Origin of the sequence: Paenibacillus lautus NBRC 15380 (assembly GCF_004000945.1) — a bacterium.
Lineage (GTDB): Bacteria > Bacillota > Bacilli > Paenibacillales > Paenibacillaceae > Paenibacillus_AQ > Paenibacillus_AQ lautus.
The window spans coordinates 121,303-135,711 of the sequence record NZ_BIMF01000001.1 but is presented as its reverse complement, the minus strand read 5'-3'; the positions used below and the strand labels follow the sequence as shown (position 1 = coordinate 135,711).

Here is a 14,409-nt window from a genome sequence, read left to right as displayed (position 1 = left end):
TCTTTACCAGATGGCTCTTTCTTTGGCTTCTGACTTGATCACGCCTGATGGATTCGGAGGAATGACCAGATACAGCTCGTTAGGGTTCTCTTCAAGTGTTCGAATCTCGATGTGGTCGGGAATCCGTACCCCAAGAACTTCCTTGATGGCGGATTTCGGATCGCTGAGCAATTTTGCCTTAAAGCTAGGATCCTCCCAAGCTTTCTGAATCAATTGTGTTTGAAAGATGGCTTCTGTCGTCATAAGAATCACCCTTTCAAATAAATTGGTTATTTTTTACTCTTAAAGAATACCATGGAACAAATATAAAATCTATTATTTTTTGCTGAGAATAGACAAATAATAGTTTAACCCGCCAAAAGAAAGGGTTTCTTTACTGTTTTCGATATGATTCGCTTCGGCTTGAAGCTCATCCACCATCGTTTGATGAAAGGAGATGAGATGGGGGGCGTCTATATCTACCGATAAGAGATGGGCGTGGGTCGCTGCAGCAATGTCTGCATAGGGCTTCAACATGTTGTTAACATAGATGGCTTCTTGAACTTCGGGCAGCGTCAGGTTCGCTTCGCGTGGTCGCCCCAATTCCGATTTAATGAGAGACAGCAGGCAGTTGTAGCTGCCATCCGCAAGATCCTGCTTCCAATCGGTCCAATCGTCCATCATCTGCAAGGTAAGCAGAACATGGTTCATTACATCATTCGTTCGTGGAATGAGGCCTGCTTGATCAGATAAAAGCAATGCGGCTGTGCTTCCCAGTTTTACGGGAGCCGCTTTTTTTGCGATCATGGCTCGGTTGTGCTTGAAGTAATCGTCCCGAGTTTCGTGGAGGACGCCTTCGGACCATTCATGTGTGTAGTTTTTGAAATAAGACCAGAAGTCGGAATTCGCTGAAAAGTATGGTTGATAGGATGTGAGAAATTCGTAATACAGCAGGTTGGCAAGTGCGAGATGGTGTTTCGGATCTATGGGAGACTGACTGTCATGGGGCGAGTCCATTATGTCATCTTGAATGAAGTAGTATAACATGCCGATAATGTTGGCCGCTGAGAGGTGACGGTATACATCGGCGGGGAGTGCGGTCAGTTCTTTCATCCAGAAGGGAAGCAGATAACAAATGTAATTTTTGGAACTGTCCTGCTCGAACACGTCAAACTTTCTCAAGTATGAAAGACCGATTTCATTCAAGGGAGCAGGGAGCTCGGATAGCCTTGCTTCGCAGACTGAGAATGCGGCAGCAAGATCGTCCTCGAAAGGCTTGAACCAGTTCATGGAATCACCAACCTATTCTATTTTTAAGGAACAAGTGCTTACTTGCTATATTAACATGAATATTTGAAGAGTTAAATATTACCAGTCCTATAAAATGGGTAAATGTGGGATTTTTGATGCTGCGACGGGTTCTTTTCCAGGCGGTACATCGGTTTTATTGTTTGATTATCGCGACTGGCGTTTAAGTTAGGGATGTACAGCGATACATCGAAAATGACCATTTAGGAGGAATTCATATGACTCAGAAAATTGTAGGAGCTTTTCGGACGGAGCAGGAAGCAACCCGGGCCATTGAGGATCTAAAGCAGCAAGGTTTCAGAGCCGATGAAATCTCTGTCATTGCCAAGGATCGCGGAGAATCTTCTCATATTCAGGACGAGACCGGCACCAAGGCCCCTGAGGGCTTGGCATCCGGTGCCGCCACAGGCGGTGTGTTAGGCGGTGTAACCGGATTGCTGGCCGGCTTAGGTGCATTGGCTATTCCAGGCATTGGTCCGATCATCGCGGCTGGTCCGATCGCGGCAACACTTACGGGAGCAGCCGTAGGCGCCGGCGCGGGCGGATTGGTCGGTGGTTTGATTGGCCTGGGAATTCCGGAAGAGCAAGCTGAGGAGTACGGGGGGTATGTGGACGAAGGCCATATTCTAGTCATGGTGGATGCAGATGAAACGAACGGTGGCCGGGTATATGATATATTCCGCAGCAATAGCGCCCTCAATGAACATCATTACCGTGAGGAAGGCACCTATAGCGGTACCGGTGCGGCAGTAGATTCACGCTCTGAAGCAGCGGCTGCGACCGAGGATGCGGTTCCGGACCCTAATCTGTATCAAGGTTATGGTGATGGTAATGGCGGTGCCATTAGTCCGGATCGGGATGAGATCTCGAAGAGACGATAAGGGTTATTTTTAAAAATATGGATTATCAATAATAAACCGCCCGGGATGAATCCGGGCGGTTTATTATTGCGTTTAACGAGTGTTTACCGCTTACTGCGCTGTCTCAGCCCACCCCTCGGCCCGTAACCGGGACCACCAGGTCCGTGTCCGTGTCCGGGACCACCAGGACCGCCAGGATGCCATGGACCATGTCCATGCCCGTGTCCGGGATATCCATGGCCACCAGGATATCCCGGATAAAACGGAGGGTAAGGAAAGAATGGATAATAAGGTGGATAGTATGGATAAGGATAGAACGGGTATCCAGGGAAGAGCCCTGGAATACCAAGGTTTGTTTGGGATTGAAGGCCTCTTTTAGGATGATGACTCAAGCCATGCACCTCTTTCTGCCAGATAGTTATCTCATCCTATGTGGAAGCGGAGAAGAAGGGCACACATCCAGTTAAAATTAGGCGGACGGCCATCGTCGGTATGAATATCAGTGCTGTGCTGTCAGGCAGAATAATTCAGGTATAAAACCTGTGAATAAAAAGGTGCAAATGAACCTCCCCGTTAAGGGTAAGGATCAAATGCACCTTCAGTGTCTACCTACTAAAGTCAAATATATTGAAGACCCGCTGTGTACGGAAGAGGGATAGGTTCAAAGGTTACGCTGCCGTTAGCCCGATAAGATGATTCCGGATCAAACAGGATCGAGAGTAAACCCTCATCATCCAGTTCCAATGCTTGATTATTCAGGGTAAGACGGTAAGGTCCATGCTCGCCATCTGCCTGAATCAACTCCTCAGGCAGCACAGGAGCCAGCTGGCGGAGCAGTTGTGGGCCGCTAACTACATAAACGGTTCCCTCATTTTGAATATATTCAGGCGTAATGCCGGCAGATTGGATTAATGCTGCCAGCTCTTTATCCTGCCAAGGCAGCGGAACCGTTAGCTCTGAAAGGTTGAAGGAAGAGATCGCCTCGGCGATGACAAGTGAAGCCGCTTCAGGACTTCCTCCCCATTCTACAAGGGTAGACTCCCTCGAAGGAGTCATCACGGTCCCAGGCACGGCGATGATGGCAAATGCGGTCAACACGCCGTCTTCTTCGGCGACAAGCACCTGCTGCTCAAGGCGGATCACGTTGGAGTAGGCGCTTGCACCCAGCAGTTTGTTAAGCTCCGAAGCCGTGGTAACATAACCGGCTTCCCGCTGCTCCATCAGCTTTTGAAGGTGGAACAGATCCTGCGGCTGCATTGCCCGAATGCGCACTTGTTTTTCCGTCACCGCCCGTAAGGGCTCAATGACGCCCGGGTCAAGACGGAAGCGGAATGCACGGCCGAACAAACGGCTGCCTGCCCGGGTATACAGGGATCTGCCGCCGGAAATGAGGATTAAGGATGCACCGGAAGCTTCGCCATGACGGATACACTGTTCCAGGAGACTGCCTGCAAGGCGCTGACCTCGGTAATCCGGATCCGTACAGACGGAGCCGATGGAATAGATATTTAACCTTGCACCGCGAGTCTGGATGGAAAATGGTACGAATCCCATGAATGAGACGAGTTTGTCTTGATCCCAGGCACCGTAGGAATGGCTGATTCCCGGCGAGAATATCGGAGGAAAGGATACCCCCATAGAAGGCTGTTCCGGCTGCTTCAGAAAAATACGGTCGGACAGCTCAACAGCTTGATGTAGTTGATCGCTTTTCATAATAGAAATGTTCACTCGATTGACGCCTCCCCTATGTATGTCGCTTGTTACCAGTATAAAGTCATTGGGTGTGGAATATCCAGTAAACGTTTGCAACTTCTTTGTCCGTCCGGCTCCGTCGTAATCGATTCTTGAAGAGGCACTTGTTGTGTGCGAGGAAGGGGTGATTTTCGGGTAATATAACTTACGAATCTGACACCGGAGGGATGAGCTTGCCAAGTTTTGTTGATTCCATGATTTTATTATGCGGCGCTTTGCTTCTGACAGGCGTACTGACCACCAAGTTTTCTTCTCGCTTCGGCATGCCCGCCCTAGTACTGTTTATCGCCATCGGGATGATTCTCAGTCGCTTCATATATTACGATAATGCGGAGCTCACACAGCTGGTCGGGATATTTGCGCTGATTGTCATATTGTTTCAAGGCGGGATGCAGACCGATTTCAAAGAAATCAAGCCGGTTATGGGGACGGCCATTGCACTTGCCACGATAGGTGTCTTGCTGACAACGGTTGTCGTTGGAATATGCGCGGCATTCATTCTGGATATTTCGTTACAAGAGGGGCTGTTAATTGGTGCGATTGTTGGTTCGACGGACGCAGCGGCCGTCTTCTCGGTTCTCGGCGGAACGAATCTCAAGAAACGGATTCGAATGACGCTGGAGGCTGAATCCGGAAGCAATGATCCGATGGCGGTGTTTCTAACCGTGTCCTTAATCGAATGGATCGAACACCCGAAACTAAATTTGATCGGTCTTATTTTTTCCTTCGTGATGGAGATGGGACTGGGACTGGTTATCGGTGTTCTTATCGGGATGCTGGCCGTATATGTGATCAATCGCATCAATTTTGATTCCTCGGGTTTATATCCGGTGACGGCATTGGGGTTCGCGGTGCTGACGTATGCCGCTGCCGCATGGCTTGGAGCCAGCGGTTTACTGGCCGTATACGTTATGGCTTTGCTGCTCGGCAATACCGAGCTGACGTACCGCAAGACGATTCAAGCATTTAACCAAGGTTTCGCGTGGATGATGCAGATCGTCATGTTTGTGCTGCTCGGGCTCCTTGTCTTCCCGAACGAGCTGTCGGAAGTCGTATGGCAAGGACTGTTATTGTCCTTGATTCTCATATTTATTGCCAGGCCGATCGGCGTGTTCAGCAGCCTGTTGTTTACCAAATTTGTCGTGCGGGAGAAAATATTAATTTCATGGGCGGGCCTTCGCGGGGCCGTACCGATCGTCCTGGCTACATATCCCGTTCTGGCGGGAATCAGGCATGGAGAATTGTTTTTTAATGTCGTGTTCTTTGTTGTGTTGACCTCAGCGGTGATCCAAGGCACCACGATCTCCCCGCTCACGCAAAAGCTTTCGTTGGTGGAGAAGGATAAAGCCAAAGCGCCGACTTTATTAGAGTTAATGGCTCTTGGAAAAGCGGATTCCGAGATCAACCACATTCTGGTGGATGGGGATATGCCCATTATCGGCAAGGAGATTCAGCAGTTGAATCTGCCGGACGATATCCTCTTTACGGCTATTATTCGGGAGAAGCGTATCATTACGCCTAGGGGGAGTACGGTTATTGAGGCAGGGGATACTTTATATGTGATGAATCCGAAGCAAAAGCGGAAGGAAATGAAAACGATCCTGGGGTTGTCTTAGGGTTCTTCGCGGCCGGAGAAATATGATGCCTATCATAGCAATTGATCTTAAAAATAAATTAGGATAGGTATAAATAGGAGGTAATTTCTTCATCCTATCTTCATCTGATAAGTTTCAATTCCCTTTGCAAAAGAGACAAGAATCTGTTATGATTAATACAAGGATTTAGAATAAGTCTAAATACAATAACAAAGGAGACGATATAGATGAGTAACTTAACCCAACAAACACAAGGAACGACAACCGATGAACTTCAACAAATTTTGAACACGCAGGTAGCTAACTGGAGTTTGCTTGGCGTGAAGCTTCACCACTATCACTGGTATGTAAAGGGTCCTCAGTTCTACGTGCTGCACGAGAAATTCGAGGAGCTGTACAACACAGCAGCAGGTTATGTGGATGAGCTGGCCGAGCGGATGCTGGCTATTGGCGGTAAACCGGCAGCCAGCATGGCGCAATATTTGAAGCTGGCTACGCTGCAAGAGGTTTCCAATGAGAACACGGCTGAACAGATGGTCGGACAGCTGGTTGCGGATTTTGAGCAGCTTGCCGGTGAACTGAAGGCGGGGATCGCAGCCGCGGATCAAGAAGGGGACGACGCTACATCCGATCTGTTGACCGGTATGGTCAGCGATGTACAGAAGCATTCCTGGATGCTGAATGCCTTCTTGGGTAAATAAATTTCACATTTGTATGCTTGCCGTCTCATGACGGATTGCGAATATAGGGAGGGAGATCGACCTGATAGGGGTCGATCTCTTTTTTTTGTTCACCTTGCGAGTGATGTTGTAAGATTAAATTTGAAATTTATTGCGTCTTTCTTCAATGCGCAACGTATACAGTTTATAGTTATTTTTAATTGCGGATAGGAGTAGTGAGGATGACAGAGATGGAATCACGACAACAGCTGGAATCGCAGCTTCAAGAGATTTTGAAATGGGAGAAAGAGCAGAAGGACGTCATGTTCTGGGAGAAGCTCGGAAGAATTCCCTTTATGCTGCTGGATCGCCTCACGCCCAAGGCTGTTCAAGAGAAAATCGGAAGCGCCTTGAATGAGGTAGGCGGATTTATTCAGAGCGGCGGGAAGCATCTGGTTCGCGAGAAGTCGGTTCTGAATGTTTTGGCGCAGACAGCAGGATTGAACGGTCCGAATGTGGGTGCCGGCCCTTCCGAAAAGTCCGCTCAGGAGGAATACATGGAAGTGGAAGATGAGGACGGAGGGGTGGCAGCGGCTACCGGGCTTTCTTTGGCATCTGCAGCGAAGTTGCCGCTCCAAGTCATGGATACCGCAGCGGATACGCTGACGGTAAAACGCGTCAAATTCGCCGCAGCGCAAGGAGCAGCAACGGGAATCGGGGGCATATTTACGATTGCGGCCGATCTGCCGATGGTGCTTGGTCAATCGCTCAAGGTGCTGCAGGAGATGGCGCTTTGTTACGGGTATGATCCGAACGATCCCCGGGAGCGGGTGTTTATCGTGAAGTGCTTGCAGTTTGCATCTGCCGATATCGTGGGAAAAAAAGCGGTGCTTGAGGAGCTCGCCAGTTTTGATGATGAACAAATGACGGAGCAGGTATTCTCACAGCTGCAGGGCTGGCGTGAAGTCGTTCAGTCGTATACCGATAACTTCGGGATGAAGAAGCTGTTTCAGCTGATTCCGATTGCCGGGATTGTATTCGGTTCGATCAGTAACAAAGGGACGATCAGCGATGTGGCAGAGGCAGGGAAAATGCTCTACAAGAAGCGTCGTCTGAATTACCGGCTTAGGAATATGGAATATCCCCTGTAATCGTTTATTCCTCCTGATGAAATGACAAAAAAAGGGTTGTCCCACCATAGGCGGGCAACCCTTTTTATCATCATTACGGTAATTAGAACTGACGTATTTCACGCAAAAGGCTTTCTATCGGTTATCCACTTTTTCCGGATACAGGTCATGATTCATCAGACGGTTCGCGGCGATCTCCTCGTATTTGGTCCCCGGACGACCGTAATTGCAATACGGATCGATGGAAATGCCGCCCCGCGGGGTGAATTTCCCCCACACTTCGATATATCTCGGATCCATCAGTTCGATGAGGTCATTCATGATGATATTGACGCAGTCCTCATGAAAGTCCCCGTGATTGCGGAAGCTGAACAGGTACAGCTTCAAGGATTTGCTCTCCACCATTTTAATATCCGGAATGTAGCTGATGTAGATGGTTGCAAAGTCCGGCTGGCCTGTAATCGGGCACAAGCTTGTAAATTCGGGACAGTTGAATTTGACGAAGTAATCCCGGTAGGGATGCTTGTTGTCAAAGCTCTCCAGAATGCCGGGATCATATTCGAACGTGTATTTCGTGCCTTGGTTGCCGAGCAGGGTAACGTCTTCCATTTCTTCTTTTTGTCTTCCAGCCATATGGGATAGCTCCTTTATTAATATTAATAAATGCACAATCAAGTGTAGCGATTTTTTTTATTACAACGTCACACTCCGCGTTTATTGCCCCAGACGAGCGTGTGCAATTGAGGCAGGACACGCACATCGTTCAACCGGTCGGATTGCATGACGACATCGACAAGCCACTCGTACCGATCCAGCAGATGGGAGACCAGCGAAGCGGTATCGCCTGTACCTACATCGGGATTACCGGTCTGCAAATAAAACGGCACGTTCGGGTATCGTTCATGGACCGTTTCCGCATAACTTAAGTCTTTATCGTCAAATACGACAACCTTGAGGCTGAAGGATCTACCGGGCGCCCGTGCGGACAGACGGGAGACGATATCATCGAGTTTGCCCCAGTCCGTATCCATACCTGAGCTTGGCGGTTTAGGGGAGATGGTCACTTCATCGATATCATTCAGCCAATCCTGCCAGCGTGAGCCTTGGGTCTCCACAGCAACGGTAATTCCGTGTCGGTGCAGCTCATCCACAAGCGTGCCGAGCTGGGAGAGGAGAGCGGGATTGCCGCCCGACAGGGTGACATGATCGAAGCGTTCGCCGCCCAGCCGGTACAGCTCTTGCCAGATCTCGTCTGCACTCATGCGCGATATGGTGTCCTTGGCGGAACCGTCCCACGTAAACGCGGAGTCGCACCAGGAACAGCGATAGTCGCAGCCCGCCGTACGAACGAACATGGTCTTGCGTCCAACGACCATGCCTTCACCTTGAACGGTAGGACCGAAAATCTCCATCACGGGAATCGGACGGTCCACTGCTATGACAGGGGAGGAGGCAGCTGAATCGTTCTCAGGCTTAACATGCACATTATTCATCGATCATCCACTCCCGTCTGACCTCAGCGTAGCTGGTCGGCGTCTCGAACAGGCGGACGAATTCGGTTCGTGTGCCTTGTTGCTCGTGCGACTCTCTGCTGCGGAGGGCTTCCTCCATTTTTTCAAACAGCCAGACCACCATGTTTTCCGCTGTTGTGTTCATTGGCGGTAAGGTTTCGTTCAAGTATCGGTGATCCAGATACGGTTCGATACTCGTTTTCCAGCAATCCTTGATGTCTCCAAAATCCACGGTAATGCCCACTTCATTGGGAATACCGCTGATACCAAAGACTACTTTGTACGTGTGGCCGTGCAAGTTCTTGCATTTTCCCTCATAGCAATGCAGATGATGGGCAGCATCAAAGGTAAACTCTTTGGAGACAAGCACCCGCTTCCGGTGATAACGCAGGCTTCCGGCATCGATGTCTTCGCCAAGCTTCTGCAGATGCTCTACGATGCGGAAAGCCCCGGGCTCGCGGCTCATATCATGCGCCCCCCTTCGGATACACGGTTACGGCGCTGCATATAGTTGTCGAGCCCCGCTTTTCTCAGCTTGCATGCGGGACATTCTCCGCAGCCGTCGCCCTTGATACCGTTATAGCAGGTTAACGTATGGTCACGAACGTATTCGAGTGCATTCATCTGGTCGGCGAGCTCCCAGGTTTCCGACTTGTCGAGCCACATAAGCGGCGTGTGAATGACGAACGGGTAATCCATTGCTAGATTTAGCGTAACGTTGAGCGATTTGATGAAGCTGTCCCGGCAATCGGGATAACCGCTGAAATCCGTCTCGCATACACCCGTGATCAGATGTTTTGCACCGATGCCCTTGGCCAGCACAGCGGCAAAGCTGAGGAACAGCAGGTTTCGTCCCTCCACAAACGTAGTAGGCAAGCCGTCGCCTTCGGCAATTTCGATATCGCTGCGCGTTAACGCATTCGGCGCCAGCTGATTAAGCAGGCTCATATCGAGCACCGTTTGCTTCACGCCTTGTTCCTTGGCGATCTGTGCCGCGCATTCTATTTCAAGCTTATGGCGTTGGCCATAATCGAAGGTGACGGTTTCGACTTCGGCGAAGCGTTCCTTCGCCCAGAACAGACAGGTGGTGCTGTCTTGACCACCGCTGAAAACAACGACCGCTTTTTCATTTTTAAGCATAAAAAAACCTCTCATCCTTCATAATTTAAGAGCAGCCGTAAGGGCTGAACCTGTAGAAGAAAGAGAAGTTCATTGAACTGAATCCGTAAAAAAACAAGCCTTATTCTTAGGGTGTAGCACCGAATAAGACACGATAGTTTTTTATAGAGGGAGTTCACGAACCTCTCCCATACACCGCGATAGGCGCATGGATTGTCTTCTGTTGTCCTTGTGACCTCATGTTGGGTGTTAAGATCCAGCATGCAGTCTGATTATGCCCTCCATTATAACACGGCTCGATTATTTGATAAACACTCCGCCAAAGGGAATTGCTTCCCGCAGAAAACGCTTGATGATGCCTTCATCATTTAATTCGTCCACGAGCCGCTGATTCTGGCGTCCCGCTTGAAACAACACATAACCGTCACCGGTCAGCTTCCAGTGATAGTTCATATGCTGGCTGGCGAGATGATTGCCATATACGGTCAGGTCCAGCTTAGCCGCTTCGGGATAGGCGATGATGCTTCCGGCGTCTACATACAAAGGCTCGGTAGGATGCAGCTTGACTTTGCATACCGGACCTTGGGTCAGAATGCCGATGCTGCCATTTCCGGAAAACTTCATCTTAATGGCGTCTCGCGTGACCAGCATATTTTTGATTTTCAGTATTCTTGTCTGCATCGTAACAAACTGGGTGTAAAAGAAAACATGACGAAAATCATAGAGCATGTCCTGTTCGCCTTCCAGCTGAATTTCATGCATGTTGAAGCCTGGGGGGAGCGCAGCTGTAAATTGGCTGGGTCCTGTAATATCGGCACGAATCAATTTTTTCTTGCGGTATATGCCCTTTACGTTCATGAGACGGTCGCTGCGTCCGGAGGAGGGACCCCGATAGGCAACGATTTGCTCAGGATGAAGGACATGGGCCGTGTCCCCCTCAGTTAGGGAGAACGTAACCGCTTGTCCCGCTCCGTTGCCCGCTGCATCTTCCATTCGGATAATCATGGCCGCGCCTCCTTTTGCCTGGTTGAATGGTAGGGATCTGGATAAAAGCTTGTCCTATTTAGAACGGTTCGTTCGGCGCATGCCGAATCGCAGGATGCGAATGATGACAAAGTATCCGGCAGCCAATGCCACGGCGGTGATCGCCACGGTCTTTAAACGCTCCGCCCCACTTTTTCGAGTGGCTTCAGCCTCTTGAAGCTGGCTTACCATTTGGGATAATTGCTGGTTCTGCTCCGCGAGATTGGAGTTCTGCTCCGCCAGGGTCAGATTTTGCTGCTGCAGCCGTTCGGAAGCGATTCTGGCTTTATCAAGCTCCTGCAGGGCTTGGTTATAGTTGCTCTTGAGCTGGTTTATTTCATCGGGCAGTTCGGAGAACTGCTGGATATTATCGTACAAATTGTTAAAGTAATTGGCGCTGGCGGTCCGTCCACCGGCCGGCAGCGCGATCCCCGCCACCAGCAGTATGAGAGAAAGTTGGATGAGTCTGGATTTTGTCGGCTTATGCATGTGGGATCACCACCATTCGATTATTTATAGTAAATACGAATCAGATTTCGACAGGTTTCTATTAATATATATTACCCACATTCGCATGGGAAGTGAATCTATTAGAAGCTAAGTTGTTTAACTTGCTCATGTGGAGGGTAATGTAATCAAACAAGCGCATAGAAGCCATCCCATACGAAATGAACATAAAATGAACTAGCAGATAAAAAGGAGATTTCGATCATGATGAAAGATAACAACGTGAAGAAAATTATGATTACAGTGAATGGAAAGCCCGTGGGTAACGGATTGTTAATTGATAAAGTAACGTACGCTCCCATTCAACGCACATCAAGACATATGGGGGATACCAAACCCGTTTCGGCAGCAGAAATAGGTTAATAGACCCTGTGTATGAAATCAAAAGCCTTTAAAACCCGGAGAACGCCTCCGGTTTTTTTGCGTTTGATTCATAATGGAACTTCATTCTTTTGTGCATAGGCGTTGGATAAAAAACAGAGAATTCGTCTGAATATGACGGTTTAGGGAAGATATCATTACAAATTTATACAATTTTCTTTAATACTAGGTTGTAAGATGATCCAATATACATAAATCATAATTTGAGAAAAGGAGTGCTTGAAGAAATGGCCTATTGTATACATTGCGGTAACGAATTAACGGACGGCGTCGCACATCAATGCGTTAACGACACCTCAGGGAATCCTATGAAATACACGGCTGCAGCGGCGGAGCCGGAACAAGGGCGTGCAGATTCCGCATCTGCCGGTGCTCCGCATGCCAAAACTTCATCCGCCGTTCAAGTCGATGGACAGGTGCTGCTGAATCTATTGAAAAATCCGATGAGTGCCCTTAATATGCGAGGGGATCAAGACAGGCATGCTCTACGGCATCATCGGGATGGCTTCCAGCATCATCGGTTTTTGGTTGTTTGGTCTTGGGATCAAGCAGATGTTCTATTCCGGGCTGGGCATGATGTCGGGCTTGTTTAGCGATATCGGCATGGGGAGCCGGGCACTTTTGCTGGGATTGTTCTCAACCGTTATTTTATTAGGTTCTTTCTGGTTTACGGGCAATATGGTTACGAAGCAGAAGCTTGACATAAAGGAATTCATTGCGAAGATGGGCTCTTTCCAACTGCCGTTTGGAGCGGCGCTTATCTTAAGCGGATTGATCAGTTTCATGTCGTTAAAGCTGGCATTCCTCATCCTTGTATTGGCTTTAATGACCGGATTGGCAGCGAACAGCGCAGCCGTTATCGAATTGTACCGCATGGGATCAAGCCAATGGATTAAGTTTTTAGGGGTTGCTTTAGGCATTTATGTTCTATTTCTAGCCGTTGTACAGACCGTTTTATTGTAGGAATAAGGGAAATTTGAGGCAGTAAAAGATTCCCTTGTCCGAAATGTGACAAAAATCTGCATAACTAAAAGACCGCAGCTGATAGGGCTGTGGTCTTTTTTTGTCGAATTCATAATGGGAACATATGTTCCATGACAGTAAGATGTCCATCTGTATTGGTACATTATTAGAAGAAGAGGAAAGAGGTGGATGTATTGCAGTCTGGCTTGTTTTCGGATTTTACATGGAGCCACAGCCATGTATTCGCTGGGGGGACTAGTCAAGTCTTTCTGCTGATCGAGTGGAGGGCTGGTGCGTCAAAGCAAAAAACGCAGTCTCATGGCTTTAATCAGCGCATGGCTGAAGATGTCCAACTACATCTTCAATTAGGGGAACGCGTTCAAGTAGAACATATGTATGGATGCCATGGTGAGATATTGAATGATCGTAATATTTCGTTGTCTTTAGGCTCTTTGCCGGAAGGGAGATCCAAACAGCTGGTTCTTGAGCTGAGTGTCGGAGCTAGGCAATCGGGGGTGTATCCCATTATTACTGCTTTATGGACATATATGGATGTTCAGAAGCAGAAGGTGGTTTTGCAGCCGTCCCGAACGATACCGCTTCAATTCAGCAATCATACGGCATTGAAATACCGAAGGGCAGATTATCGCGTTGAGAAGGTGCTGAAGTTCTACCAGAATGCTTCCATTCTGGAGCAAGCAAGAAGAGAGCTGGAACGGGGGAAGTTGGCTCGAGGGGAAGAAATGATTCGCAGACAGGCAGATGAGATGCTTTTATACGCAATACGATTTCGTGACAGGGATTATTTGAAGGAGGCAGAGACCCTTTATCAACTAATTGGATTGTATCTGGATACATATCGGCAATTATCTTCTGAAAATGCGAACAGGAAAAGGGACTTTAGGCTTAAATATTAACTAGGAATCAAGAATCTGTATATAAAAAAGGAAAAATGATTTCAGGGTCGAATGTACTATTTAGCAGTCAAACAAAATATGTCTAATTTACTAGAAAGATAGGGAGAATGCCATATGACAGACCGACTGATCCGACTAATGAGAATCATTACCCTTGTACAAGCAAGACCAGGTATACTGGCTCGAGAGCTTGCCGAACGTTGTGGAACCAGCGAAAGAACCATTTATCGGGATATGGATGCCCTCAGCGCCATGCATATTCCCATCACTCACCAAGGACGAGGCCGCGGTTACACATTTATCGGGCATTTTGCAATGTACCCGCTTGGTTTAACGGAAGAGGAGGTACAGGCGTTATTTAAACTGTTGACCATATTGGAAAAAGTTAAGCCGATGCTGCCCGATGAATTTGAAAGCGCTTATGAGAAAGTGTTGGCTGCTGTATATAAGCAAAGCGCGGAAAAAGCTGAAATTCAGGCCGGGGACCGGGATGAATCCTCCACCGGTTTATAACGGTTCCACTACGTGTAACAATTAAACCTCGAACGAAAGTACACATATTCATGTGACTATCGTCGAGGTTTTTATCAGTTTATAGGGAAATAACCATTCTCCTGTGGAGATGCGAACGTACTAGTAAATTAGAATTAGGATAGGGATATTATACCAAAATAGAAGATTATATGATAATATAACTATAATTTC

The 14,409-nt window shown here is 48.3% G+C and carries 19 protein-coding genes and 1 riboswitch; of the genes, 10 read left to right on the top strand and 9 right to left on the bottom strand.

The window, feature by feature from the left end:
- Positions 1–3 precede the first annotated feature (3 nt).
- The gene (locus tag PLA01S_RS00640; RefSeq protein WP_098742453.1) at positions 4–243 is read right to left on the bottom strand and encodes an NHLP leader peptide family RiPP precursor; all 240 of its coding nucleotides are present in this window, start codon (positions 241–243) and stop codon (positions 4–6) included.
- Between the two features lie 72 nt (positions 244–315).
- Positions 316–1,269, bottom strand: coding sequence for a class 1 isoprenoid biosynthesis enzyme (locus PLA01S_RS00635; RefSeq protein ID WP_127589592.1), 954 nt, complete (start codon positions 1,267–1,269; stop codon positions 316–318).
- 236 nt (positions 1,270–1,505) lie between these two features.
- Here PLA01S_RS00635 and PLA01S_RS00630 point away from each other — a divergent pair, with 236 nt between their 5' ends.
- Positions 1,506–2,168, top strand: a complete 663-nt coding sequence (locus tag PLA01S_RS00630) for a general stress protein (protein WP_127589591.1) — start codon at positions 1,506–1,508, stop codon at positions 2,166–2,168.
- 79 nt (positions 2,169–2,247) lie between these two features.
- The gene (locus tag PLA01S_RS31810) at positions 2,248–2,526 is read left to right on the top strand and encodes a hypothetical protein (protein ID WP_164817242.1); all 279 of its coding nucleotides are present in this window, start codon (positions 2,248–2,250) and stop codon (positions 2,524–2,526) included.
- 239 nt (positions 2,527–2,765) lie between these two features.
- Here the strand turns inward: PLA01S_RS31810 and PLA01S_RS00620 are convergent, their stop codons facing one another.
- Positions 2,766–3,875 (bottom strand): GNAT family N-acetyltransferase, encoded by a 1,110-nt coding sequence (locus PLA01S_RS00620; protein WP_127589590.1) that lies wholly within the window; start codon positions 3,873–3,875, stop codon positions 2,766–2,768.
- A 191-nt stretch (positions 3,876–4,066) separates the two neighbouring features.
- On the opposite strand from PLA01S_RS00620, the gene PLA01S_RS00615 reads away from it, so the two are divergent.
- The 3 genes from PLA01S_RS00615 to PLA01S_RS00605 all read left to right on the top strand — a co-directional run bounded on the left by PLA01S_RS00615 (position 4,067) and on the right by PLA01S_RS00605 (position 7,304).
- Positions 4,067–5,515 carry a potassium/proton antiporter gene (locus PLA01S_RS00615; RefSeq protein WP_174819172.1) on the top strand — a complete coding sequence of 483 codons (1,449 nt, stop codon included), beginning with the start codon at positions 4,067–4,069 and terminating at the stop codon, positions 5,513–5,515.
- 206 nt (positions 5,516–5,721) lie between these two features.
- Positions 5,722–6,195 (top strand): Dps family protein, encoded by a 474-nt coding sequence (locus PLA01S_RS00610; RefSeq protein ID WP_100540731.1) that lies wholly within the window; start codon positions 5,722–5,724, stop codon positions 6,193–6,195.
- A gap of 200 nt (positions 6,196–6,395) precedes the next feature.
- Entirely contained in the window at positions 6,396–7,304 is a 909-nt protein-coding gene (locus PLA01S_RS00605; RefSeq protein WP_127589588.1) for an EcsC family protein, read from the top strand.
- Between the two features lie 114 nt (positions 7,305–7,418).
- Here PLA01S_RS00605 and queF read toward each other — a convergent pair whose 3' ends face one another.
- The 6 genes from queF to PLA01S_RS00575 all read right to left on the bottom strand — a co-directional run bounded on the left by queF (position 7,419) and on the right by PLA01S_RS00575 (position 11,425).
- Positions 7,419–7,916: a preQ(1) synthase gene (queF, locus tag PLA01S_RS00600; RefSeq protein WP_098742460.1), complete on the bottom strand. Its 498-nt coding sequence runs from the start codon at positions 7,914–7,916 to the stop codon at positions 7,419–7,421.
- 68 nt (positions 7,917–7,984) lie between these two features.
- Positions 7,985–8,776, bottom strand: coding sequence for a 7-carboxy-7-deazaguanine synthase QueE (queE, locus tag PLA01S_RS00595; protein WP_371860366.1), 792 nt, complete (start codon positions 8,774–8,776; stop codon positions 7,985–7,987).
- Entirely contained in the window at positions 8,769–9,260 is a 492-nt protein-coding gene (gene queD, locus PLA01S_RS00590) for a 6-carboxytetrahydropterin synthase QueD (protein ID WP_127589587.1), read from the bottom strand. Before queD ends, queE begins: the two co-directional genes overlap by 8 nt.
- Entirely contained in the window at positions 9,257–9,934 is a 678-nt protein-coding gene (gene queC, locus PLA01S_RS00585) for a 7-cyano-7-deazaguanine synthase QueC (RefSeq protein WP_127589586.1), read from the bottom strand. Before queC ends, queD begins: the two co-directional genes overlap by 4 nt.
- 133 nt (positions 9,935–10,067) lie before the next feature.
- Positions 10,068–10,105, bottom strand: a riboswitch (PreQ1 riboswitch).
- A gap of 108 nt (positions 10,106–10,213) precedes the next feature.
- The gene (locus PLA01S_RS00580) at positions 10,214–10,918 is read right to left on the bottom strand and encodes an AIM24 family protein (RefSeq protein WP_127589585.1); all 705 of its coding nucleotides are present in this window, start codon (positions 10,916–10,918) and stop codon (positions 10,214–10,216) included.
- 54 nt (positions 10,919–10,972) lie between these two features.
- Positions 10,973–11,425, bottom strand: coding sequence for a cell division protein ZapB (locus tag PLA01S_RS00575; protein ID WP_127589584.1), 453 nt, complete (start codon positions 11,423–11,425; stop codon positions 10,973–10,975).
- Positions 11,426–11,647: 222 nt separating this feature from the next.
- Between PLA01S_RS00575 and PLA01S_RS31805 the strand changes: the two genes are divergently transcribed.
- The 5 genes from PLA01S_RS31805 (at position 11,648) to PLA01S_RS00560 (ending at position 14,217) form a co-directional block, all read left to right on the top strand.
- Positions 11,648–11,806 carry a hypothetical protein gene (locus tag PLA01S_RS31805; RefSeq protein ID WP_164817240.1) on the top strand — a complete coding sequence of 53 codons (159 nt, stop codon included), beginning with the start codon at positions 11,648–11,650 and terminating at the stop codon, positions 11,804–11,806.
- Between the two features lie 245 nt (positions 11,807–12,051).
- Positions 12,052–12,417: a hypothetical protein gene (locus PLA01S_RS32335; protein WP_246059262.1), complete on the top strand. Its 366-nt coding sequence runs from the start codon at positions 12,052–12,054 to the stop codon at positions 12,415–12,417.
- On the top strand, positions 12,326–12,787 hold the full coding sequence (locus PLA01S_RS32330) for a hypothetical protein (RefSeq protein ID WP_246059261.1): 462 nt from the start codon (positions 12,326–12,328) through the stop codon (positions 12,785–12,787). The genes PLA01S_RS32335 and PLA01S_RS32330 overlap by 92 nt, the downstream gene beginning before the upstream one ends.
- Before the next feature lie 185 nt (positions 12,788–12,972).
- Positions 12,973–13,704 carry a hypothetical protein gene (locus PLA01S_RS00565; RefSeq protein ID WP_127589583.1) on the top strand — a complete coding sequence of 244 codons (732 nt, stop codon included), beginning with the start codon at positions 12,973–12,975 and terminating at the stop codon, positions 13,702–13,704.
- Positions 13,705–13,818: 114 nt separating this feature from the next.
- A complete protein-coding gene (locus tag PLA01S_RS00560; RefSeq protein WP_100540740.1) occupies positions 13,819–14,217 on the top strand; it encodes a helix-turn-helix transcriptional regulator in 399 nt (132 codons plus the stop codon).
- Positions 14,218–14,409: the final 192 nt, after the last annotated feature.

Coding starts and splice junctions, on each gene's coding strand:
- PLA01S_RS00640 (WP_098742453.1), bottom strand. CDS start 243: ATGACGACAGAAGCCATCTTTCAAACACAATTGATTCAGAAAGCTTGG.
- PLA01S_RS00635 (WP_127589592.1), bottom strand. CDS start 1,269: ATGAACTGGTTCAAGCCTTTCGAGGACGATCTTGCTGCCGCATTCTCA.
- PLA01S_RS00630 (WP_127589591.1), top strand. CDS start 1,506: ATGACTCAGAAAATTGTAGGAGCTTTTCGGACGGAGCAGGAAGCAACC.
- PLA01S_RS00615 (WP_174819172.1), top strand. CDS start 4,067: ATGAGCTTGCCAAGTTTTGTTGATTCCATGATTTTATTATGCGGCGCT.
- PLA01S_RS00610 (WP_100540731.1), top strand. CDS start 5,722: ATGAGTAACTTAACCCAACAAACACAAGGAACGACAACCGATGAACTT.
- PLA01S_RS00605 (WP_127589588.1), top strand. CDS start 6,396: ATGACAGAGATGGAATCACGACAACAGCTGGAATCGCAGCTTCAAGAG.
- queF (WP_098742460.1), bottom strand. CDS start 7,916: ATGGCTGGAAGACAAAAAGAAGAAATGGAAGACGTTACCCTGCTCGGC.
- queE (WP_371860366.1), bottom strand. CDS start 8,776: ATGAATAATGTGCATGTTAAGCCTGAGAACGATTCAGCTGCCTCCTCC.
- queD (WP_127589587.1), bottom strand. CDS start 9,260: ATGAGCCGCGAGCCCGGGGCTTTCCGCATCGTAGAGCATCTGCAGAAG.
- queC (WP_127589586.1), bottom strand. CDS start 9,934: ATGCTTAAAAATGAAAAAGCGGTCGTTGTTTTCAGCGGTGGTCAAGAC.
- PLA01S_RS00580 (WP_127589585.1), bottom strand. CDS start 10,918: ATGATTATCCGAATGGAAGATGCAGCGGGCAACGGAGCGGGACAAGCG.
- PLA01S_RS00575 (WP_127589584.1), bottom strand. CDS start 11,425: ATGCATAAGCCGACAAAATCCAGACTCATCCAACTTTCTCTCATACTG.
- PLA01S_RS31805 (WP_164817240.1), top strand. CDS start 11,648: ATGATGAAAGATAACAACGTGAAGAAAATTATGATTACAGTGAATGGA.
- PLA01S_RS32335 (WP_246059262.1), top strand. CDS start 12,052: ATGGCCTATTGTATACATTGCGGTAACGAATTAACGGACGGCGTCGCA.
- PLA01S_RS32330 (WP_246059261.1), top strand. CDS start 12,326: ATGGCTTCCAGCATCATCGGTTTTTGGTTGTTTGGTCTTGGGATCAAG.
- PLA01S_RS00560 (WP_100540740.1), top strand. CDS start 13,819: ATGACAGACCGACTGATCCGACTAATGAGAATCATTACCCTTGTACAA.